At 46.5% G+C, this 20,280-nt stretch carries 22 protein-coding genes; 3 read left to right on the top strand and 19 right to left on the bottom strand.

Annotated features, from left to right (window positions below; all coding sequences use genetic code 11):
• Positions 1 to 49 precede the first annotated feature (49 nt).
• The 6 genes from ABID47_RS24320 to ABID47_RS24295 all read right to left on the bottom strand — a co-directional run bounded on the left by ABID47_RS24320 (position 50) and on the right by ABID47_RS24295 (position 3,516).
• Entirely contained in the window at positions 50 to 625 is a 576-nt protein-coding gene (locus tag ABID47_RS24320; protein WP_354500569.1) for a GNAT family N-acetyltransferase, read from the bottom strand.
• A gap of 300 nt (positions 626 to 925) precedes the next feature.
• On the bottom strand, positions 926 to 1,180 hold the full coding sequence (locus tag ABID47_RS24315; RefSeq protein WP_354500567.1) for a hypothetical protein: 255 nt from the start codon (positions 1,178 to 1,180) through the stop codon (positions 926 to 928).
• Positions 1,155 to 1,481 (bottom strand): hypothetical protein, encoded by a 327-nt coding sequence (locus ABID47_RS24310; protein WP_354500565.1) that lies wholly within the window; start codon positions 1,479 to 1,481, stop codon positions 1,155 to 1,157. The genes ABID47_RS24315 and ABID47_RS24310 overlap by 26 nt, the downstream gene beginning before the upstream one ends.
• 274 nt (positions 1,482 to 1,755) lie before the next feature.
• A complete protein-coding gene (locus tag ABID47_RS24305) occupies positions 1,756 to 2,166 on the bottom strand; it encodes a GNAT family N-acetyltransferase (protein ID WP_354500563.1) in 411 nt (136 codons plus the stop codon).
• Between the two features lie 182 nt (positions 2,167 to 2,348).
• Complete coding sequence (locus ABID47_RS24300; RefSeq protein ID WP_354500561.1) at positions 2,349 to 2,711, bottom strand: hypothetical protein; 363 nt, start codon at positions 2,709 to 2,711, stop codon at positions 2,349 to 2,351.
• 247 nt (positions 2,712 to 2,958) lie between these two features.
• The gene (locus tag ABID47_RS24295) at positions 2,959 to 3,516 is read right to left on the bottom strand and encodes a DEAD/DEAH box helicase family protein (RefSeq protein WP_354500559.1); all 558 of its coding nucleotides are present in this window, start codon (positions 3,514 to 3,516) and stop codon (positions 2,959 to 2,961) included.
• A gap of 580 nt (positions 3,517 to 4,096) precedes the next feature.
• On the opposite strand from ABID47_RS24295, the gene ABID47_RS24290 reads away from it, so the two are divergent.
• Positions 4,097 to 4,858, top strand: coding sequence for a helix-turn-helix domain-containing protein (locus tag ABID47_RS24290; protein ID WP_244879447.1), 762 nt, complete (start codon positions 4,097 to 4,099; stop codon positions 4,856 to 4,858).
• Between the two features lie 211 nt (positions 4,859 to 5,069).
• Positions 5,070 to 6,020, top strand: a complete 951-nt coding sequence (locus tag ABID47_RS24285) for an aldo/keto reductase (protein ID WP_354500557.1) — start codon at positions 5,070 to 5,072, stop codon at positions 6,018 to 6,020.
• Between the two features lie 58 nt (positions 6,021 to 6,078).
• Here the strand turns inward: ABID47_RS24285 and ABID47_RS24280 are convergent, their stop codons facing one another.
• From ABID47_RS24280 to ABID47_RS24265, 4 genes are all read right to left on the bottom strand, one after another.
• Positions 6,079 to 6,720, bottom strand: coding sequence for an HAD family hydrolase (locus ABID47_RS24280; RefSeq protein WP_354500555.1), 642 nt, complete (start codon positions 6,718 to 6,720; stop codon positions 6,079 to 6,081).
• A gap of 323 nt (positions 6,721 to 7,043) precedes the next feature.
• On the bottom strand, positions 7,044 to 8,228 hold the full coding sequence (locus tag ABID47_RS24275; protein WP_354500553.1) for a serine hydrolase domain-containing protein: 1,185 nt from the start codon (positions 8,226 to 8,228) through the stop codon (positions 7,044 to 7,046).
• Between the two features lie 209 nt (positions 8,229 to 8,437).
• A complete protein-coding gene (locus tag ABID47_RS24270; RefSeq protein ID WP_354500551.1) occupies positions 8,438 to 9,115 on the bottom strand; it encodes a pentapeptide repeat-containing protein in 678 nt (225 codons plus the stop codon).
• Between the two features lie 114 nt (positions 9,116 to 9,229).
• Entirely contained in the window at positions 9,230 to 9,895 is a 666-nt protein-coding gene (locus ABID47_RS24265; RefSeq protein WP_354500549.1) for a TetR/AcrR family transcriptional regulator, read from the bottom strand.
• A 355-nt stretch (positions 9,896 to 10,250) separates the two neighbouring features.
• Here ABID47_RS24265 and ABID47_RS24260 point away from each other — a divergent pair, with 355 nt between their 5' ends.
• Entirely contained in the window at positions 10,251 to 11,612 is a 1,362-nt protein-coding gene (locus tag ABID47_RS24260) for a DJ-1/PfpI family protein (protein WP_354500547.1), read from the top strand.
• A 221-nt stretch (positions 11,613 to 11,833) separates the two neighbouring features.
• Here the strand turns inward: ABID47_RS24260 and ABID47_RS24255 are convergent, their stop codons facing one another.
• From ABID47_RS24255 to rlmD, 9 genes are all read right to left on the bottom strand, one after another.
• Positions 11,834 to 12,430, bottom strand: a complete 597-nt coding sequence (locus tag ABID47_RS24255; protein ID WP_354500545.1) for a chloramphenicol phosphotransferase CPT family protein — start codon at positions 12,428 to 12,430, stop codon at positions 11,834 to 11,836.
• 182 nt (positions 12,431 to 12,612) lie between these two features.
• Positions 12,613 to 13,146, bottom strand: coding sequence for a GNAT family N-acetyltransferase (locus tag ABID47_RS24250; protein WP_212985477.1), 534 nt, complete (start codon positions 13,144 to 13,146; stop codon positions 12,613 to 12,615).
• Positions 13,147 to 13,270: 124 nt separating this feature from the next.
• Positions 13,271 to 13,993, bottom strand: coding sequence for a nucleotidyltransferase domain-containing protein (locus ABID47_RS24245; RefSeq protein ID WP_354500543.1), 723 nt, complete (start codon positions 13,991 to 13,993; stop codon positions 13,271 to 13,273).
• A gap of 70 nt (positions 13,994 to 14,063) precedes the next feature.
• The gene (locus tag ABID47_RS24240; protein WP_354500541.1) at positions 14,064 to 14,339 is read right to left on the bottom strand and encodes a hypothetical protein; all 276 of its coding nucleotides are present in this window, start codon (positions 14,337 to 14,339) and stop codon (positions 14,064 to 14,066) included.
• Positions 14,340 to 14,493: 154 nt separating this feature from the next.
• On the bottom strand, positions 14,494 to 15,423 hold the full coding sequence (locus ABID47_RS24235; protein WP_397345464.1) for a tRNA dihydrouridine synthase: 930 nt from the start codon (positions 15,421 to 15,423) through the stop codon (positions 14,494 to 14,496).
• A 573-nt stretch (positions 15,424 to 15,996) separates the two neighbouring features.
• A complete protein-coding gene (locus ABID47_RS24230; RefSeq protein WP_076176774.1) occupies positions 15,997 to 16,638 on the bottom strand; it encodes a peroxiredoxin-like family protein in 642 nt (213 codons plus the stop codon).
• A gap of 101 nt (positions 16,639 to 16,739) precedes the next feature.
• A complete protein-coding gene (locus ABID47_RS24225) occupies positions 16,740 to 17,255 on the bottom strand; it encodes a hypothetical protein (RefSeq protein ID WP_145141375.1) in 516 nt (171 codons plus the stop codon).
• 514 nt (positions 17,256 to 17,769) lie between these two features.
• The gene (locus ABID47_RS24220) at positions 17,770 to 18,351 is read right to left on the bottom strand and encodes a TetR/AcrR family transcriptional regulator (protein ID WP_145141377.1); all 582 of its coding nucleotides are present in this window, start codon (positions 18,349 to 18,351) and stop codon (positions 17,770 to 17,772) included.
• A gap of 314 nt (positions 18,352 to 18,665) precedes the next feature.
• Positions 18,666 to 20,213 (bottom strand): 23S rRNA (uracil(1939)-C(5))-methyltransferase RlmD, encoded by a 1,548-nt coding sequence (gene rlmD / locus ABID47_RS24215; RefSeq protein WP_354500538.1) that lies wholly within the window; start codon positions 20,211 to 20,213, stop codon positions 18,666 to 18,668.
• Positions 20,214 to 20,280: the final 67 nt, after the last annotated feature.

Genomic DNA, 20,280 nt, shown 5'->3' with positions numbered 1-20,280 from the left:
AGGCAAGTTTATAAAAAATCCATCCCTTACAGGATGGACATCACTCAAATCATATTTCTGCCTGTTTGCGAAATCGTTCCTTTGTGAGAACATGCAATAACTCACCATTACATTCCTCGTAATCACCTGTCAAACCCATAAGTTCGCGTTCAAATACAAAGCCTAGTTTCCTAAAGACTCCTATTGAAGCAGTGTTCTGTGAATTGGCCTTAGCGAACAATTTGTCTAACCCAATAACATCAAAGGCATAGGCTGTTAAGGCGGAGGCTGCTTCAGTTGCATAACCATTCCCCCAATAGTCTCGGCCAATCAAATAATACAGTTCTTTATCAGGAGCACTTAAATCAAGTACGCCCACACCACACCAGCCGATGAAAGCGTCTGTTGCTTTGGTTCGTATCGCAAAGGAGTATTTAAATGGCATGTTAAAGGGCGTATTGTAACTGTCGATCAGCCACTTGAATAGTCCTTTATATTCTTCGAACGATAAAACTCCCATATGCATATAAGTGAACAACTCTGGGTTTTGCATCAGCTCAAACGATTCCATCAAATCACTTTCGATGTAAGGGCGAATGATTAGACGCTCTGTTTCTAATCGCATCATAGATAATTCGGATTGCATGTTGATTCTCCTCTCGTCTGTATTTGTTATACATCATGTATCAGACTAGAGTGAGAAATATGGCATACACACCCCTCCCTTTCCACACATTTTTATCTATTAGCATAATCTGTTATCCAGGAAAGATACAATGGATAATTTGATTTTAATCGAAGTTACCCTCTGGCTAATACCACACTTACTGCCCGTTTAGAAAAGGCAGCCGATTCCAAGTAATCGGCTGCCTTCAAAATCTTTATTGAGCTATTGTACCCGTTAGCGTAATACGCTGTTGACGATTAGGAATCTGTTCACTAACTCTTATTTATTAACTAGAAATGAAGAAGTTTTCATATTTACTTTTTTATTTTCAGATTCAATCTTAAAATACAATTCTTTTTTAGCTGCTGTTAAAATTCGAATTGGGTTACGCATTGACACGAATAATTCACCTTCAGAATTCGGCTTAAACATTACCTCATCTTCCAGAGATCCCACCCTTAATTTAACATTCTCAATTGGACCAAAAATCACTCCAGGGGAGGCTCCATTATCTCCTATTAAAGTCAGCAGCATCGTCTTCGAAAATGATGATAGCTTGACTTATCCCATCTTCAAAGGTAAGTTCTTGCAGCTGCTGTGACTTTGTTATTTTTAAGACTTCATCTTTCGCTGTGTTCTCTTGCTCTGAACAACCTGCACAGAAGATAAATAATGCTACTATAATGAATAGCTGATTTAACTTTTTAAAGCGAATCGACATATATTCCACCCCTACACGAATTTGTAAGTATAGAAATATTGTATCAAAGCTTAGTTGCGCCATACTGCCCGTTAGCTTAATAAAGCTGCCGATCTGCGCTTGCAGCTTCTTCAAATGTTCGTTTATTCAACTATCGTTCCCCGTTAGCGGAACAAATTTGCCTATTTTTTATCTCTTATCTCACGAAGAGTTTCTTCAATTCTCTCCATCTTCCTTAACATCGAATATTGATTCCCGATAATACCAGCCAGTCCAATTACTAATATAATTATTATTAAGAGAACCATTCTTACCCTCCCATATTTGGATCACTTCACCTAAATCCATTGTAACATTTACCAAATTATCCTGCTTGTTAGTGCAAGAAAGATTGAGCTATCGTATCCCGTTAGCTTAGTGGCTTGGTAAGGAAAATTTCCAATGGTTGAGTATCAAGTAATAGGCATCCAGCATCTTGATAGCCTAGCTTCCTATAAAAATGTTGGGCACCTTCATCAGCCTGAGTGGATGTCATGACCATGTTGAAGCCCTGTTGTTTCATTTGCTCCTCCCAGAAGAGAACCACTTTATTACCTACACCCCTGTCACGAAATTCTTCGTCTATCCAAATCATGTTCATGAACGGTATGTTGTCCCAAAAATAACCATACCTCATCCATCCAATGTTTCTTCCATCAGAGTTCCGTATTATATAGATTTCTTTTCCCTTTATTTTTGCGGATATGAGGTTCTCTGAAATATGATGATCTCTGCCTTTTATGTATTCGTAATCTAAATCATTTGCAAAAGCAATGTTCATTGTAAATCCTCCTACTGTCACAAATTAGATCTAATTAGCTTATAAACTTTGATAATATTTGAATGTTTCCTGCACTCCATGTAACTGTTTTAAGCTAACCTGCCCGTTAGCTTAATAATATGAGCAGGCTCCAGTAGCCTGCTCAACATTAAGTTATATTGAACTAACGTTCTTCGTTAGCCTTATAATAGGTTACCTTCCCAATCAACAAAAGCCAATCGATCTTTTGGAAGCAGGCACCATTCGACGATTATCCTCATAAGACTTGGTGTAACAATACGATCATCCCAAATTGGAGTTTGTATTCTCACCCAACCTTTTTGAGGATAATTTTCTAAGCCTACAAACTCCATTCCCTTTACAACAATATGTGAAATCTTATCGTTATCTGCTTGTGCCACATGATATAAAACAATAAATTTCTTATCCTCCGAAACAATATTAAGACCGATTCGGTCCAAATCTTCAGCGTCTTGTCGGACATTCCAATAATACATTTTGCCGCAATACTCTAACTTCCGTCTTCCTTTTGTATTAATTCCCACCGGATTGTTACCTCGCTAAGTTCTTTTTCCGTATCTATTCGTGCCAGCATCTAAGTTTCCTGCCGTAAAAAACGAAATAGACTTGGGCCAACGGCAAACTGCTCCAAAATCCGTTGCTCTATCTGCGGCGTCCGCCTTCCTGCTCATAACAGTGGTTCCGCCGTATCCAATTAGTTACTTTTGATTACAAATTAAAACCGCCTTTACAAATAAGGCGGTAAACTCTACTCACGTTATTAGAGATTTGTTATAAATTGAATTTATTCTTAATGATATCAGCAACTTCACATGCAGATAATTTCGTGTTGTTAATTCTGAGGTAATTTTCTCTCTTAATTTCTCCCTCGAACGAGTTCAATCGGTGCTCTTCCATCGTCCGTTTTAAATCTTGTTCAGAGCGAGCGATATCCCTCTTTGTCGGTTTGTGTTCAAGTCTAAAGGGAGTTTTATTACGTTCAATCCTCTCCTCTAGGTCGGTTTCAAGCTCAACAAAATAAACTTCACCGTTTTTGTCTTCAAATATTTTGCATACTGCATCTACATAATCCCAATCACTCTGCAAATCGAATCCCCATACATAAGTAAAAATCATTCCATACATATCACTGGCGGCGGTGACTTCAAAAATGTCTTGTCGAAATTTGTTCACCAATCCCCACATTTCACGACTAAAGCCAAAATAAGGAGCGAGTAATTCAATCGTCATATGGTTGTGGAACAACTTTAATTCGGTTATCTTTTCTAGTTCATATCCCACTGTCATTTTCCCCACTGCCTGCGGACCAAATATCAAAACAAATTTCACGATATCGCCACCTTGGAAGATATTTCAATAATAATATCACACTTTAAATCAATTAGGGTTGTATGATTACCTAGTAATTTACTTTCTAATCACTCAACAGGCACGATTCAATCTTTCGTAGTAAGCCCCGGCCATCTTCATAGTCGAAAACAGTATCCAGGAAAACTTGCTCGTTTGGAGCTAAATGAACAAGTCGTTTGAGCTTTTCAGCAAAGTATTCTCGCCGGGTTCCAGTTATACTAAACGTATAAGTGTTGAAAAGATTGTTAAGAAACATAGAGGATGGTTCCTTTGAACATCGGGCAAAGCACATCGTTAGCAGGCACCGTCCAAACGGCTTCTAATTATTCTACAGGTAAGCGCAGACGGGCATATCCGAAAGGATGATTATGAAATGGAAACTAGAGCAATCGCAGGAACAAGTAAGGCGGGGGCGTCCACGACTATGAGATCAAGCAAAATGGTCAGGGTTCCTCATGAACTGGTAAAGTCTCCGAATAAAAAAGGGAGCTTGAAGCTGGATGGGATGTCCGTTATCGAATTCTGTTTTTACACGCAAGGTATAAAAGGAAGCTTTTTTTTGCAGGATCATCTTCTGCTAATCGTCAAGTCGGGTGTCTATACCATTCGCTTCGGTGATCGAGAATACAAGATACGGAGCAACGAAATGATGTTTATTCATAAATCAACTGGAGTCGAGTACGAGAAAACGGGTGAACCCGATTCCGATTATATTCTCGACTATACGATGTTTTTCCTGAACGAGAAAATCGTAGATGAATTCCTCAAGTTCGCCGGTTTAAAACCCATTTATCTCGTGAATGATGTTGTTCCGATAACCGTCTTTCCGATCAATGACCGCATTGGAAGCTATATTGAGTCGTTAAAACCCTTTTTCGAGAACTCTGACGAAGTCAAAGAAGGACTCGTTCGTGTAAAGCTGATGGAATTGCTGTTTCACATCGCAGATTCGAATGATCGTTTGCTGCATCAAATGATGCAACCTATAAGCAAGGAAAGAGGCAGCATTGCAAAAATCATGGAGGAGAACTTTATGAATCCCGTTTCCCTTAACGACCTGGCCTATTTGTCCGGCAGAAGCCTGGCGGCGTTCAAAAGGGATTTTCAAGCAATATACAACACCTCCCCGCTCAAATGGGTCCGCAATCGAAGGCTGGATAAAGCCAAGGAACTGTTAGCGGAAACTGTGTTATCTGTTACGGATGTCTGTTTTTCGACCGGATTCGAAAACATCGCTCACTTTTCCAAAGTATTCAAGGAAAGATTCGGACTCCCGCCGTCAGAGTTCAGACGGCAGCTGAGGTTGAAGGAGGATGCCTAAAGGGGCTAAAAAATGGCTGCAACACGCACCTGATTTAAAGATACCGTTTCGCGGAATTTACAGCGGAGCGGTATTTTGTTATGTACAGAAACCAAAATGAGCTAAATAAACAAATAGAAATGAGCTTGTAGGCAAAGAAATTCATTCGTCTCCTTGATATTCTTATCTCATGCGGTAAACGTTTCACTAATATAGAAAGGTGTTGAAACCAATGAAAAAAGTAAAATTGCAAAATGAAATGATTCCTCCGATCGCTCTTGGTACCTGGTCATGGGGAACCGGTCAAGGCGGCGGGGATGCTATTTTCGGGAATTATCTTACCGCGGAAGACTTAAAACCGGTTTTTGATGCGGCGATGAAAGCCGGACTCCATTTATGGGACACTGCGACGGTGTACGGAATGGGAGCCTCCGAAAGCATTCTGGGCGAGTTTACCAAAGGCCGCGACGATGTGCTGCTCTCAACGAAATTCACTCCGCAGCTTGGCGGGCCTGTTGAAGACCGCTTGAACAGCAGCCTGAACCGGCTCGGCGCAGACCAGACGGATATCTATTGGATCCACAATCCTCTTGATGTAAAAAGATGGACTCCAGAGCTGATTCCGCTCATGAAAAGCGGAAAAGTAAAATATGCAGGCGTCTCCAACCACACTTTGGAGGAAATCCAGCTAGCACAAAGTATTCTGGCTGAAGAAGGGCTGAAAATCTCTGCCGTACAAAATCATTACAGCCTACTGTACCGTTCGTCCGAAGAAGCCGGAATTATCGATTACTGCAACGAAAACAACATTGTGTTTTTCTCCTATATGGTATTGGAACAGGGCGCATTAACTGACAAATACAACGCGAAAAATCCTCTCCCCAGCGGCACCAGAAGAGGAGCGGCGTTTGATGAAGACGTACTTGCGAAACTGGAAGGCCTGATCCATGTTATGAAGGAAGTCGGCCATCATCACAATGCGAATTCTGCACAAGTTGCCATCGCTTGGGCCATTGCGAAAGGAACCGTTCCGATCATCGGCGTTACGAGAACTTCCCAAATTGCTGATGCTGTAAAAGCCGCCGAAATCACGCTGACAGCACAGGAAGTCCATGATCTTGAAGCAGCGGCGAAAGAGACAGGAATAATCATCAAAGGTGAATGGGAAAAGCCGATGCATTAATCACTATAATCCTTCTTATGCCGGCCTTACCAGGCCCAAACGAAGATTCTAGGGTCTCTCAGGTTACTTTCAGGATAATGTCCTTTAGTTCAATCAGCGTCTTGATTCGATAGCTGGCCTGTGAGAAGTCATGTGTTTTGGTGAAGTCGTTATGGACAATAGCACAGTCGATACCAGCCGCCACGGCTGAGTTCAGCCCTCTGTTTGAGTCCTCTACAACCAGGGTCTCTTCTTTGGTAGCTCCGAAGCGCTTTAGGCCGGTCAAGTATGGTTCCGGGTGCGGCTTGGTGTGCTCGTTGTCTTCACGTACAAGGACGAATTCCATGAATTGTATAATCTGGCGCTTTTCATGTATAAGCTGAAAATCCGCACGTTTTGCAGTTGTCACGATAGCCATGCGGACGTACTTTGACAGTTCGGCTAGAGTTTCAACTACACCTTCAATCTCTATAGCTTCTGTTCTTAGATACTCCTGATAATAAACGTTGCGGACCTCACGCTGCTTACTGATGGTCTGTTCATCAATACCTGCCGCCCTAGCTTGGGACCAAGTGCCCAATGACTGGGTCATGTCGCGGAGATATTGATCTTTATCCAAAGTAAATCCAATGTCAGCCAGAGCGCGTTCTCCCGCTTTGTAATACCAGAATTCAGTATCCACCAGAACACCATCATGATCGAAAAGTATGTACTTCTTCATTGTTTGGTTCTCCTTTGTCAGCTGTGGAACTATTCGTGCCATCACGCGCTGTCGATCACCCTAAATAGACGGGCCTGATGTGTTACTGAAGAAATAAGTTATTAAATAATTCGGTTCTACAATTACTCTATCCTGCCCGTTAGTTGAATAAAGCCAGCCGATCAAAGTAATCGGCTGGCTTCTTGTTCATTATTGAACTATCGTTTTCGTTAGCGTAACATCTCTATAAATTTGAGCTTTACTCAACTTGGTCATCCCGGCGAACGCTCTACCCCATGCACAACCGGAAGGAGTCCAGCCTCAGGGCGTACGTGCCACAGTGCTCAGTCCTGTTTACTGGCTGGCTCGGTCGCGTTAGCCGACCCGGCCAGTCCGCCGCCGAACACCTCCTCGAGGAGCCTCTGCGTCGCCTTCTGGAACGCCACTGCCAGGGACATTGCGACGTCGTCCACATAGTTCAAGGAGGCGGTCAGGGTCTTGCTGCCGTCGGGCGTGCTGTACATCAATGCCGCGTATCCCGAAATGCCGCCGTTGTGGGTGATGATGGTAACGTCGCCGTTCGGACCGGCGTTCTGCACGAACACCCCCAAACCATAGCCGATTTTGGGATACGGCTTGCACATCTCGGCCAGCAGCGGGGCCGGGAGGAGCTTGCCGCCCATCAGCGCGGAGATGAACGTGTGGAGATCCTGGGTGGTCGAGATCATGTCACCGCCGGTGGAGATCCAGGAGGGGTTCTGGCGGGTGACGTCGACCGTCTTCTGCTCGCCGGCCTCCTCGTACCGGTAGTAGGCGTGGGCGTGCGGTTCGGGGATCTCCGGCTGGGTGTCTGGTACCACAGTACCCGACAGCCCAAGCGGCTCCAGTATCAGCCGCTGCATCTCCTCGGCGAGCGAGCGGCCGGTGACCTTCTCGATCAGCAGCCTGGCCAGCACGTAGTTGGTGTTGGAATAGCTCCAGTCCGTTCCCGGCTCGAATCGCGCCGGCTTGGATAATGCCAGCCGTACCAGCTCCTCCGGCCGGTAGGTCTTGAACCGGTTGTCTACCCATTCCTGGCCCTGCCAGGGGATCCCCGGCACGACCGTCCCGTCTTCGTAGTACTCGCCGGTGAAGTTGAACACCCCGCTGGTGTGTTGCAGCAGCATCCGCACCGTGATCCGCCGGTCCAGCCCGAACTCAGGCAGGTAGTCTATCACCGAGTCGTCCAGCCCGATCCTGCCCTCGGCAACCAATTGCAGCACCACGGTCGCGGTGAAGGTCTTGGTGTTGCTGCCTATCCGGAAGTGCCCGTTTGTAGGCGGCTTCGCCTCCTCGCCCAACCTGCTCACCCCGGCGCTGCCGACCCACTCGCCCTGCTCATCGTTCACGCGCAGCTGCACCCCGAGGAAACCGGAATCGACGATCTCCTGGATGGCCTTCTGCAGCTCCGGTCGATCCTGCCCGGCAGCGATTCCTTTTTCCTTCATATTTTCTGACGAACTAAAATTTTCTGTTGTTTTCTTTTCCATTTCGTTTCCCTCACTTTACTTTTTTATCAGTCCAATTGGTTCAAACTACAAACTCTCTCCCAGCTTGGCGTTCTCCTTTATCAAAGGATCCGCTTGTGTTCTTTCACTATAGAAGGCTCCGAAACGTTACCTTTCAGCACTTGGGGCTGCTTGTAGGTTTTTTGCAGTCCTTTGCTTGAATGGTCTTGGTTTGCATCGGATCCCTTCCCTTAAATGACGGTGACTTTTGACAAATTGGCATCCATGCCTTTGAGAGCAGCAAATGTCAGTTTATCCATCGTCGCGCCGTCAAAGCAGATCGTTTTGATCATGCGATAGTACTTCTTCGTAAAGGTAAACCCCGGTTGGAAAGAAACATTATTTAATGTAGCGCCCTTGAACGAAGCATTGCTTAAATCCGCTCTGTCAAACTTCACGCCGATAAACGTCTGTCCGTCGAAACGCTGCCCGCTCAGATCGGAGTACTTGAAGTCAACCCCGTCAAACCAACAGCCCTCAAATATCGTTGTTTTCAGATCCGTTGTCGTTAACGTGACGTCGGTCATCCTTACGCCCGTGAATTTGGCTCCGTTAAGATTCGCGCTGCTGAAATTGGTTCGTACAAGAATCGACTTATTGAAGCTTGCATTTGTCAGGTCAAGCGCAGACAGGCTGCAGTCCGTCAGATTCGTGCCGTCAAAGTTGGCTTCGCGTACGTCGCTTCTATTAAACGTACTGCCGGTCAAATCCGAGCCCGAAAAGTCGGAACCGGCGAGCGCGCTGCCCTTAAACTGTCCTTTATGGGCCGTAACGCCCGCTAAGTCACTCTTCACCAGGTTGCTTCCACTAAAGTTGGTTACGACTTGCTGTTCCAGCGAGCGGGTGGTCATTGTCAATTTCTGATTCATTACATTCACATCTCCTTATAATTAAGTTTTCTAACAAGCACTTTGAATCCGGATCACCTATTCATACCAACCGTTGGTATGAATAGGCTTAAAAATAAGCTGCCTCTCGGCAGTTTAGTTTTCTTTGCTGACTTCTCTAGCTGACATACGCAACAGTTCCTCGTACCGTTGAATCATTTGCTCATCGAACAGGTCAAGCCCCAGGCCTTTCAATATTTCATCGAAAAGCTTTACCTTGCGCAACACTACCTCGGGCGAAGCTGGAATGATCGCCGGGTTTAGCCAAATGTTGGTGAGTACCATCAGCACTTCGCTAAGCTCCCTTGGATAGTCAGTTTGGATCGATCCGTCTCGCATACCCTGTTCGATGATGGGCTGGATATAGATGGGTACGGCTTTCTCGATGATGTTCTCGATCAGTGCCGCCAGCATCTTCGGATTGCGCAAGAGGTTCGGTGCCACCGATGCCAATTCGTCTTGGGCGGGATTGTCGAGAGAGACGAGGGAAATCTTGCGAAGCTTTTCCCGTCCGTTCAGCTCCTTGTCGTCCCGGACACTGGACAGCATATCATCAACACCTTGGAACAAATGATCGGTGACAGCCTGCAGGATCTCCTCCTTCGACTTGAAGTGATGGTAAATTGCCCCTTTTGTCAGCCCGCCCAGCTCGTTGATGATATCCTGAACGGAAGTCTGCTCGTATCCCTTTTGAATGAACAGGTTAAGAGCCACGGTTAAGATCTGGTTGATTGTTTCTTCAGGATATTTATTCCTTGCCATACGTCTCCTCTTTTCATACATTCGGTTGGTATGTAACAAATATATCCGATCATCCTTTTAATGTCAACACCAAAAAACAAAATCATTTGATTACTTATTTACAACTTTATTTTTTCGGTCTAACTTCATGCTTCGGCAGCGTTGTCGTATAGCCCTTTTGAGTCATATTCAGAAAAGGTCCGGTCAGCTATTATGGTAATGTAACGACATGCGTTATCCGGATATAAACTCTGCCTGGACCTAAGTCGGGGAAAATAACCGTCTTCAGATGGTTTTTCAATTTTTCTTTTCTTAGTATCCTTTAATTGGGAAAGTTAATAACAAATATTTACTTACTGATTAAAGGAGAGAGAAAATGAAGAAAGTATGGCGTTTCGTTGTATATGCATGCGTTACGATTCTCGTAGTAGGAGGAACCGGAGCGGTCGGTTACATGCGTACGATGCAGGAGTCTATGTCGGTTTACGATAAGCCGGTTCCTACTTCTTTACAAAGCGTCCAAGCTCCTGCCTATGATTCGAAAAAGCCGACAGTTGCCGTGATGTTGGCGAATGAAGTGACCGAGGTGTTCGATTTCCTTGTACCTTACGAAATGTTCTCCATGACAGGCTCGTACAATGTGTTTGCGGCTGCGCCCGACAAAAACGTCAAATCGTTGACAGGCGGTCTTGATATCGTGCCCCATTATACTTTTGATGAATTAGATCAATTGACGAGTAAAGGTCCGGATATTATCGTCATCCCTTTCATGCCGATTTTGGATGAAGCGAAATACAAGCCTGTCCGCGATTGGATAAGGAAGCACTCGGGCAAAGAAACGACATTACTGTCCATCTGCAATGGTGCCGAGAATTTGGCCGATACCGGCCTGCTGGATGGAAAATCTGCAGCAACGCACTGGGGAGATATCGGCAGGTTAGAAAAGAAATATAGCGAGGTTACTTGGAAGAGAGACCAGCGTTATGTGGCTGACAGCAATTTGGTCTCGTCTGCCGGGTTGACATCGGGGATCGATGCAACCCTGTACGTAATTTCCCAGCAAATGGGTGAGCCGACTGCTGAGAAAGTGGCGAAGGATATGAATTACCCTTCCTACCATTTTGTTCAACATCCGCAAATGAAGCCTTTCACAGCCGGATTGAGCGATGTCGTATATATTCTGAACAACGCCTTTCAATGGAGCAAGAAAAAAGACGGGATCCTACTGTATGACGGTGCCGACGAACTCATGTTATCCTCTGCTTTTGACACTTATGGAGCTTCCGGAACGACGACAACAATAACGGTATCAAGTAAACGCGAACCGGTCGTGACCCGGCATGGTCTCAATCTCATCGCCCGATATCAAATTGCAGATGCTCCGAAACTCGACAGAATGATTTTCGTAGGCCCGAACGTAAAGACGGTCGCTGCGGGCGATATACGAAACTGGAACGAAAACGGTGGAAAGGCTGAACAGCTTTACCTGCACACCGATTCGCCCGAGCGGTTCGCGATGGAACCAGCGTTTGAAGATCTGGGAAGGCAGGAAGATGTCCGGACGGCCAAATTCGCCGCTAAGCGGCTCGAGTACCGTGCCACGAGCCACTTAAAACTTGAAGGAGCTCCTTTTTCATATGAAGCGTTCGGCATTCCGATCGGTGTCGGCATGGTGTCTCTGTTCGTTCTTTATTTAGCAGACAGACGTTTCATAAGAAGAAAGAAACTTTCCGCATAAATTGGGATGCAGAAGAAGCATTTAAGACGTCAGGTCTGGATGCTTCTTTTGCGTTAGAGAGATTTGTTTTAATTAAACTATCTGCCCGTTAGCTTAACGACGACAGCCTATTATTTTGTTCGGCTGACTTCATGATTGAGCTATCGTTTATTCCAAATCCCCCGCCAGACAGGGGCAATAGCCCCCATCTTGAATATGTTGTTATCTGATGGATTCGCCTTCTATGAAACACTGACCTCTCTTTTACTTAATTTCTTAAATGCAGCATAATCCTGATCGGACTTCATAAAATTTAATATTTTTTCGGCACATTCTGTCGGACTCAACTCTTCAGTATTTACTTCAAGGTCATATTCATTAAAGGAATATACTTTGTCGAATTGGGAAGCTGCTAGTCCAATCTTTCGATCTCCTCTGATTTGCTCTCTTCTTGCGAGTTCTTCTTTCGAACATATGACACCTACGAATAATGTAGGATAATCAAAAAGTGCATCAAGATAATCATTAAACCACTTATCATTTTCGATTACGGTATCGACGATTACATTCAGTCCCATTTCGGAAAACAATTTAATTGTCGCGTAGTACATGGAGATTATGGGATCAAATATGATTTGTCCGATACCTTCATCATCCAATTTTCTTACAGGTTTTAAATCTGGAAATTTATTATTAATAAAATCATTGTAATTATGATAAAAATCATCAATGGATAAATGATGAAAAAGAATCTCTTTCTGGTTGGTCAGTTCCCTGGAAATACTCGTCTTTCCTGCACTTGAAGTTCCGTTCAACAACACAATAAGTCCTTGCTCCAAACGAACCACCCTTACCTATAAGATTTGCGTATCTTTCAGCTAAACGTTATCTTCACAAAGTTCAATAAATTATCCAGCTGATAAAATATTCGAGAAACAATTGAATGATCCTGGCCTTTAGGTTAATGAAAATATCGTTTCCCGTTAGCGTAATGCTAATGAAATAAATTGGATTCCATCAATTATTTTATCGACCAAGGAATAGGTGTAACCTGATTGTTCTCCCAGTCTTCCCTAATCACCGCGTAACCGACGGAGTCAAACAATAGCCCGGCTTGTCTCCAAGATTTACGATGATACGCTTCCAACACGAACAACGATTTAGCAAATAGAGCTTGCATAGCCGTGTTATCCACTCGGGTATGTCCTTCAATGCGGATCGCTTCCGGGTATTCAGAGAACACGTGCGAGACGATCCAACTCAAAGCTGACTTTCCGATACCCTTGCCCCGATACTCGCTTCGGATTCTCAGATCGAACATAACAATCGGATCTGAGACGTCAAACAATCGGATCAGCCCGATTTTCTGATGGCCGCCTTGATCAATGATCCAGAACGTTCGAGTATTCTCATTGTGATAGGCGCCATTTTCATAAGCCTTTCTGATATCGGATTCAGTAGGGTTCTCAACTCCATGATAAGGCCAGCTATCTGATGTGAGGAACTGTACGAGCTCCTCAACTTCCTGTTTAACCGATTCAAAAGTGATACTCACGGTAATAACCCCTTTCTGTGGCTATGTGAATATTCCACAATTTCAAAAAATTCCTCTTATGCCGTCCGCAGCAAAGAGGTTCATTTCATATCACTCAATCATTTACTTCCTAACGGACTGATCTTCAGCTTTCCCAGTAATTCACTTCATTTTCCAGCTGGTCTCCCCATGCCTCATACACTTGATTAAAACCAAAAGATCTCAGCAATTTTTCGGTAGCTCTAAACAATATGATTTGATCCTTGGGGTTAGCGGATTGGGATATCGCTGCAAACCGTTCACTTAAAGCTGTCTTCTGCATTGGAAGATGCTCCAAACGATCGAGTAAGATATCGACTCTATCCAAATAAGGGGGAATAAGCTTATTCAAGCTAAACAAGCAATTGATTAAGCACATGATAGACGATGAAGCCTGCAGTAAAGACCCAAGTTCATTATTTCTTCTTACTGCCTTCATAGATCGGTAAAAAGCATTCAGATAGGCATCCAGCCATCTCGTGACATGTCTTTCAGATTCTTGATCAGATAGTGTACAGATTCCATGAATAACCGATGGCAGCCATGTGGTATGGTCAACGATGATTTGAGCAGTTAAAAAGGCATTCTCTCGCCAATCCGATAATTTTTGAAGCCCTTTAATCTCCTCTTCGCTCATGTAGGATATATCCCATTTCCAAGCCGTGTTGGGAAGACGCAACACGGGCTCGGACTGTTGATAAACGACAAGTAAATCGACATCTGAGAGCTGGTCATGAGCGTCAGCTGAAACCGAACCCATTAAAAGTACACCTAATACATTGGGCTGACTACAATTTTCATATACTAACTGTTTGATTTGATCAATCATACGAACACCCCCACGATTGTATACTTTTTGTTGTCACTATGAATACAAGTTCTTTTAACACTCGTTACGCCTACATTTCCCGAAGCAGCGAAGTATTCAGCTCCGCTCTTCCCAGGTAACCGCTGCAAATGACAGGGCGGTTAATGATTTCATAGAGTTTCTTTAGATCCGTAATATACTCCTCGCTCCAGGTTTCAAACGTTTCGAATTCTTCCTTGGAAATCTGGTGGTATTCCGGGGTGTCGGCGATCCCCGTTAAGACCTCATACGCGTAGATATCGCCGCCAAACTTTCCTACAGATTGGTACCTGCCTGTTTTCAGACGGATGTAATCGGTGTATCTCAAGGTCATCACTCCATAGGGATCATGATTATCGTACAATTATCATAATCTGCCATTCAATACAACACAATCGCAGCCGAATAAGATTAAGCTCCTCCAGCATAGAACGCAAAAAAACTCCATCCCCTAAGGGACGGAGTTGCTCCGCATACCTTATTTAATTGTCTCCGCCCTCATCCATACGCTGTGCAAATTCGTCCAGAAGCGCACGTACTTCATCGGTAGACGCCGTGCTCATCAATTGATTTCTAAGTTCGCTAGCCCCTCTGAACCCTTTGACATAAATCTTGAAAAAGCGATGTAGAGCTTTGAACGGCCGCGTCTCTAATTGTTGGGAATACTGATCATGAAGATCCAGCTGCAATCTTAAAAGATCAAGGTATTCGCTACTGCTATGCTCCCTCGGCTCTTTTTCAAAGGCAAACGGATTTTTAAAAATACCCCGCCCGATCATGATGCCGTCCACACCATATTGTTCAGCCAGCTTCAGGCCCGTTTGACGGTCAGGAATATCTCCATTAATCGTGAGCAGCGTATGTGGCGCCACACGATCTCGAAGCGCCTTAATTTCAGGGATCAGCTCCCAGTGCGCATCTACTTGGCTCATTTCCTCTCGTGTACGCAAATGGATTGAAAGATTAGCGATGTCCTGCTTCAAAATATGGGTCAGCCAGTCCTGCCATTCATCCACCCTGGTAAAACCAAGTCTGGTCTTTACACTTACAGGCAGTCCTCCTGCTTTGGCGGCTTGGATGATTTCAGCGGCAACCTCTGGGCGGAGAATTAATCCGCTTCCCTTCCCGTTGGATGCTACATTAGGAACAGGACAACCCATATTGATATCGATCCCTTTAAATCCTGCCTTCGCCATCCCGATACTCATCTTTTCAAAATACTCCGGCTTATCGCCCCATATATGTGCAACCATCGGTTGTTCATCCTCGGTAAATAGCAAACGGCCGCGCACACTATGATTGCCTTCTGGATGACAGTAGCTCTCCGTATTCGCAAACTCGGTAAAAAACACATCCGGTCTTCCTGCTTTACTCACGACATGACGAAAAACAACATGCGTCACATCTTCCATTGGTGCAAGTATAAAAAAAGGCCGGGGTAAATCAAGCCAAAAATTATCGTTCACTTCAAACTCAATCCTCTCGTAATAATAAAGCTTCAGCCGTTATCCAAAAATATAACGCCTATATTCAATTCCTTATCCACTTATATCATGCTTCATAACTTAATGATTAAATCAAAGTACACTCTGTCTTCCAACCCTTCTGATCATATTATATATCAAATTACTCCGAAATTTTTATATTGTCAGATATAAGAAAAACTCTATCGACGCACCTTCCAAGAAGACAGACCGCGTTTAAAGGAAGTTTTTCTTGCAATATCAGGAAGCCATGGCTCTGGAGTTTATACTTTCTGATATTATAAGAAAAACTCTATCGACGTACCTTCCCAGAAGACAGACCGCGTTTAAAGGAAGTTTTTCTTGCAATATCAGGAAGCCATGGCTCTGGAGTTTATACTTTCTGATATTATAAGAAAAAGAACGAACTCCCCAATCCGAGAAATTCGTTCTTTATTCCAATCATTTAATCATGCCATTCCTATGAAACACAGAAGTATAGCGCATATTTTTATCGCAGAGTTACAGCTTTCTCAATTCATGCAAAATATTTTCCGGATCCAACCGCTGCATAAAGTCCGGATTCACGTAGGCAGAACGGATGATGCCGGATTCGTCGATCATAAAGGTGGAAGGAATCGGCAGGATCCAACGGTTCGTCGCATTGTATTCCGCCAGGTCCATGCCCATTTGTTTCATCATGTTCTGGATGTAATCCGGAACGTCGTAAAGGATGTTATAGAAAGCAGCCACGAGACCGTTGGTGTCGCTCAGTACTTGGAAGGTCAGCTCTTCTTTCTCCTGCTGGGAAAGCGTGTTGTCGGGGCTTTGCGGGCTGACCGCGATCAACTGGCCCCCAAGGGCTTCGATGTCCGGCAGTAGCTTCTGATAAGCCTTCAGTTGACTGTTGCAGAACGGGCACCATCCGCCCCGATAGAAAGTGAGGACAACAGGTCCTCTGGACAGTTCATCATAAAGGTTCACCGTTTCACCCAAAGCATTCTTGAGAGTAAAATCTTTGGCCTTTTCCCCCTCCTGCCGGCCGTAAGGAATACCGGATTCCTGCTGCTCCCGGATCTGACGGAACATCTCTGTTTGAATCTCTATAGGGGTATGCGCGATAAATTGCTGTTTGGTTTCCGCTAAAGCTTGAGTTAATGACATGTTTTGCTCTCCTTTTTAATTAAAGCTTTCTCATAAAAGCGGCTATAAATTAGATAGACTTGCTGGTTATTAGTTCAGGTGAAATCTCAATTCATGAAGCTTCATTCCGCAGAAATCTCGGCTGGTGAGGCGAATGCCGCGCGCTTGCCTTGCCTGCGCAAATGGATGATTTGGGCTGTCAAGCCAACGATAAGAATGACGAAGAGAATGCCTTGAGCGCCGCGGAGAATGGGCGAACTCAGATCGGTGACGAAGGGATGGCCGTTAGGAACACGGGTCAGGGTTTCGGTAATGGTCGGCAACATCAGCAGAAACGCCGTCAGGCTTAGGAAGATGGTTTCGAGGTATTTGCCCGCACGCCCAATGCTCGAAATACGCCCGACGCCGTATCCGGCGAGCAGCAGCAGGATCGTTGCGGTACCAATGGCATAGCTAGCCGACTGATGTGCGATGGGGAATACGGTGATCGCGCCAATCAGCATCGAAATGAAGTAGACGATACCGGGCTTTGACCGGGGCACAATCCGTCCGTAGCGAGCAAACATATAGATAGCCAGCGGAATGGCGGGCAAGCTGCTGAGTGTATGCACCCAGCCGAGTGATGAAATTCCAAACATAATTGTCTCCTTCCAGTCCATAAGGACAAGGTTGATTTGTTTTGTCTTGGCGCGAGCCGATACTAGCGGCTGACAGCATTCCTGATCAAAAAATCATTTGGTCGTTACCCACTACCTACTAATAGGTAGGTTAAAGAAAAAAGACTCCGCCAGCTGATTTAAACGTCCCCCCGTGCCTGTCGTGAAAAAACATCACGCGCGGACCACTCGACGGGACCGGCCACAACCGATATCCCATACTCAGCAGCTCTGGATGTATGTCGGATCCATCGACGGGCAGCAGGGGCCGTTTAGCAATCATTCAGCGACAAATCGAATACGCCGTTCTCACTGTAGACTGACGATATGTAGACGGCATGCCTCGTATCTGCAATTAGCGGATGAGATGCGATTCGTTCGTAAAATAACGGGCTGATCCTCATTAGAACATAGCCTGCTCTCAAGATGGGTAAAGTTAAAGGTTTCACCTCTTTTCTTCTAGATCATAACTTACAAACCATCGCCATCGCGGCTTTCATCGCGAAGAGAATCGCTCCAAGAGCGAGCTTGTCACGACGCCGAATATTTTCGGATCGCCATAGGCCCGCGCCGAGAGCATCGCGCCGTGAACCGTCGCCATGAACGCTTCGGCCTCATCATGAGGGGTACCCATCAGTTGAAGCTCCCCTTGCCGTGCGCCGCGCTCCAGCACGGATGTCAACCAAGCCGACAGGGAGCGGAAATGCGCCCGGACCTCTAGGCCAACTTCCTCGGGCAGGACGGGGAGCTGGCTTGCCAACAGCGCGCAGACACAAAACGGAGCGCTGTCGTCCATGATGCAGGCTTCCCAATAACCAGTGTAGAACCGAAGCAGTTCGAGCGGATCGGATACCTGATGCTCGAGATTCGCCATCCCCTCTTCGGCTTCTTTCCGATACCGCGCAACCAGCGTTCGGACCAGATCGACCTTACTTGGGAAATGGTGATGGATGCTCGCCTTGCGAATCCCAACCACATCAGCGATGTCAGCATAACTGAAGCCGTTGTAGCCGCCAGCGATGATCAGAGAACGCGCACAAGCCAGGATTTCGTCATAGGTGTTAGATAAATTGTTCATATCGTCATTCTACCTTCTGGTAGGTAGTTTGTCAAATGGTGGCATGGGGGCAAAGCTGGATGGAATTATGAGTAAGCAAAATGCAGGCGGGGCAAGGGTTTTAGCGGGTTTTGGGTTCAGGGTTGAGGGGAAACGGTATGCACGTATCCTGTCCCCCTCCCTAAAAATAATATTCCCTGCCCCTGGGTTCCCTCGGCGGATATCGATTGGGTTTAAAAAAGCCGAGGAAAAACAGGACTGAATACCTGAATTTCGTTCGGCTCTTAGGTAAACTATTTTTGCTTTATGCAGACTAATTAGGCTTTGGCTTAACTTTAAGTGCTATTTACAGCACCATCCCTCACCAACCAAGCCACGCTCTCAACGTGCACCGTATGCGGGAACATATCCACCGGCGTCACTTCCACCGTCTTGTATCCGCCATCCTCCAGCACCCGAAGATCCCGCGACAGTGTGGAAGGATTACAGCTCACATACACCACCCGCTCGGGCTTCATCTCCAGGATCGTCTCCAGCAGCTTCGGATCGCAGCCCTTGCGCGGCGGGTCGACGACGATGACGTCGGCTTCGATGCCCTGCTCCTTCCAGGCAGGAATTACATCTTCGGACGCTCCGACCTCAAACGTGACGTTGCTCATGCCGTTCAGTTCCGCGTTGCGGCGCGCATCCTCAATCGCCTCCGGCACGATCTCAACGCCGTATACATTGCCCGCATGCTGGGCCAGAAACAGCGAAATCGTCCCGATGCCGCAGTATGCGTCGATGACCGTTTCCTTCCCGGTAAGCTGCGCATACTCGACCGTCTTTCCGTACAGCACCTCGGTCTGTGCCGGGTTCACCTGATAGAATGACCGCGCCGAGATGGCGAATTTCACGTCGCCGATATAATCATAAATGACCTCACTGCCCCACAGGACACGAGTCACGTCACCGAAAATCACATTCGTCTGCTTCGTGTTCACGTTCTGGCAGATGCTCACCACCGACGGCAGCTGCTCGCGGATCTCCGAGATCCACTCATCCGCATGCGGTATCTTGTCTCCGTTCGTGACCAGAACGATCATCATCTCCCCGGTGCGGAAGGCGACCTTCACGACGACATGTCGAAGCAGGCCTTGGCCGGTTTCTTCGTCGTACGCCGTGATGCCAAGCTTCCGCCCGATGGCCTTCACGCGGGCAACGACCTCATCGTTGTGCTCGTGCTGGATGAGGCAGGTCTCCATGTCGATGATGCGATGGCTGCCGCGGGCGTAGAAGCCACCCACCAGGCCGCCTTCGGTGACGCCGATCGGCACCTGGGCCTTGTTGCGGTAGCGCCACGGCTCGTTCATGCCCAGCGTGGCATGAACCTGAATGCCCTGCTGAGCTGCACCGTCCACTGCGGCAGCAGACGCCAGCGCAGCAGCGTCCGCGCCTTCCGCCCCACCTATGGCCTGCGGCCCGCGCAGCTCGGGCTCGCCGAGCACCTGCAGCTTGCCGATGCGCGTCAGGTTGTCCACGACCAGCTGGCGCTTCCACGCGAGCTGGGCGGCGTAGTCCATGTGCTGCAGCTGGCAGCCGCCGCACTGGTCATAGATCGGGCAGGGCGCCGCGATCCGGTTGGGGCTTGCCTGCACGATGTCGAGCAGCTTGGCGTAGCCGTACTGCTTCTTCGTCTTGAGCACCTTCACGCGGACCTTCTCGCCGGGAAGGGCTCCCGCGACGAACAGGGTGTAGCCTTCTGCTCGGCCAACCCCCTCTCCGTCGTGGTTCATGCCGATGATGTCGATGACGGCTTCATCGTTTTTCGCTACCGGCAGGCCGGCAATCGCTGCAGGCGTGCTGCGGCGGCCGGAATTCCGGCGGCTGTGTCGCTTGTTCATGCTGCTTGAGTCACTTCTTTCGAGTATATTTTGAAAGGGATAGCCCCGATGTACGGCGGCCTGTCCA

The organism is Paenibacillus favisporus (genome assembly GCF_040545415.1).
Classification (GTDB): domain Bacteria; phylum Bacillota; class Bacilli; order Paenibacillales; family Paenibacillaceae; genus Paenibacillus_AQ; species Paenibacillus_AQ favisporus.
The sequence above is the reverse complement of the archived record's forward strand: the minus strand, read 5'-3'. Positions and strand labels throughout refer to the sequence as shown.

Coding starts and splice junctions, on each gene's coding strand:
- ABID47_RS24315 (WP_354500567.1), bottom strand. CDS start 1,180: ATGCTGCTGACTTTAATAGGAGATAATGGAGCCTCCCCTGGAGTGATT.
- ABID47_RS24270 (WP_354500551.1), bottom strand. CDS start 9,115: ATGAATCAGAAATTGACAATGACCACCCGCTCGCTGGAACAGCAAGTC.
- ABID47_RS24320 (WP_354500569.1), bottom strand. CDS start 625: ATGCAATCCGAATTATCTATGATGCGATTAGAAACAGAGCGTCTAATC.
- ABID47_RS24275 (WP_354500553.1), bottom strand. CDS start 8,228: ATGGAAAAGAAAACAACAGAAAATTTTAGTTCGTCAGAAAATATGAAG.
- rlmD (WP_354500538.1), bottom strand. CDS start 20,213: ATGAACAAGCGACACAGCCGCCGGAATTCCGGCCGCCGCAGCACGCCT.
- ABID47_RS24225 (WP_145141375.1), bottom strand. CDS start 17,255: ATGTTTGGAATTTCATCACTCGGCTGGGTGCATACACTCAGCAGCTTG.
- ABID47_RS24280 (WP_354500555.1), bottom strand. CDS start 6,720: ATGAAGAAGTACATACTTTTCGATCATGATGGTGTTCTGGTGGATACT.
- ABID47_RS24245 (WP_354500543.1), bottom strand. CDS start 13,993: ATGATTGATCAAATCAAACAGTTAGTATATGAAAATTGTAGTCAGCCC.
- ABID47_RS24230 (WP_076176774.1), bottom strand. CDS start 16,638: ATGTCATTAACTCAAGCTTTAGCGGAAACCAAACAGCAATTTATCGCG.
- ABID47_RS24220 (WP_145141377.1), bottom strand. CDS start 18,351: ATGAACAATTTATCTAACACCTATGACGAAATCCTGGCTTGTGCGCGT.
- ABID47_RS24285 (WP_354500557.1), top strand. CDS start 5,070: ATGAAAAAAGTAAAATTGCAAAATGAAATGATTCCTCCGATCGCTCTT.
- ABID47_RS24235 (WP_397345464.1), bottom strand. CDS start 15,423: ATGGAAGATGTGACGCATGTTGTTTTTCGTCATGTCGTGAGTAAAGCA.
- ABID47_RS24265 (WP_354500549.1), bottom strand. CDS start 9,895: ATGGCAAGGAATAAATATCCTGAAGAAACAATCAACCAGATCTTAACC.
- ABID47_RS24260 (WP_354500547.1), top strand. CDS start 10,251: ATGAAGAAAGTATGGCGTTTCGTTGTATATGCATGCGTTACGATTCTC.
- ABID47_RS24305 (WP_354500563.1), bottom strand. CDS start 2,166: ATGAACATTGCTTTTGCAAATGATTTAGATTACGAATACATAAAAGGC.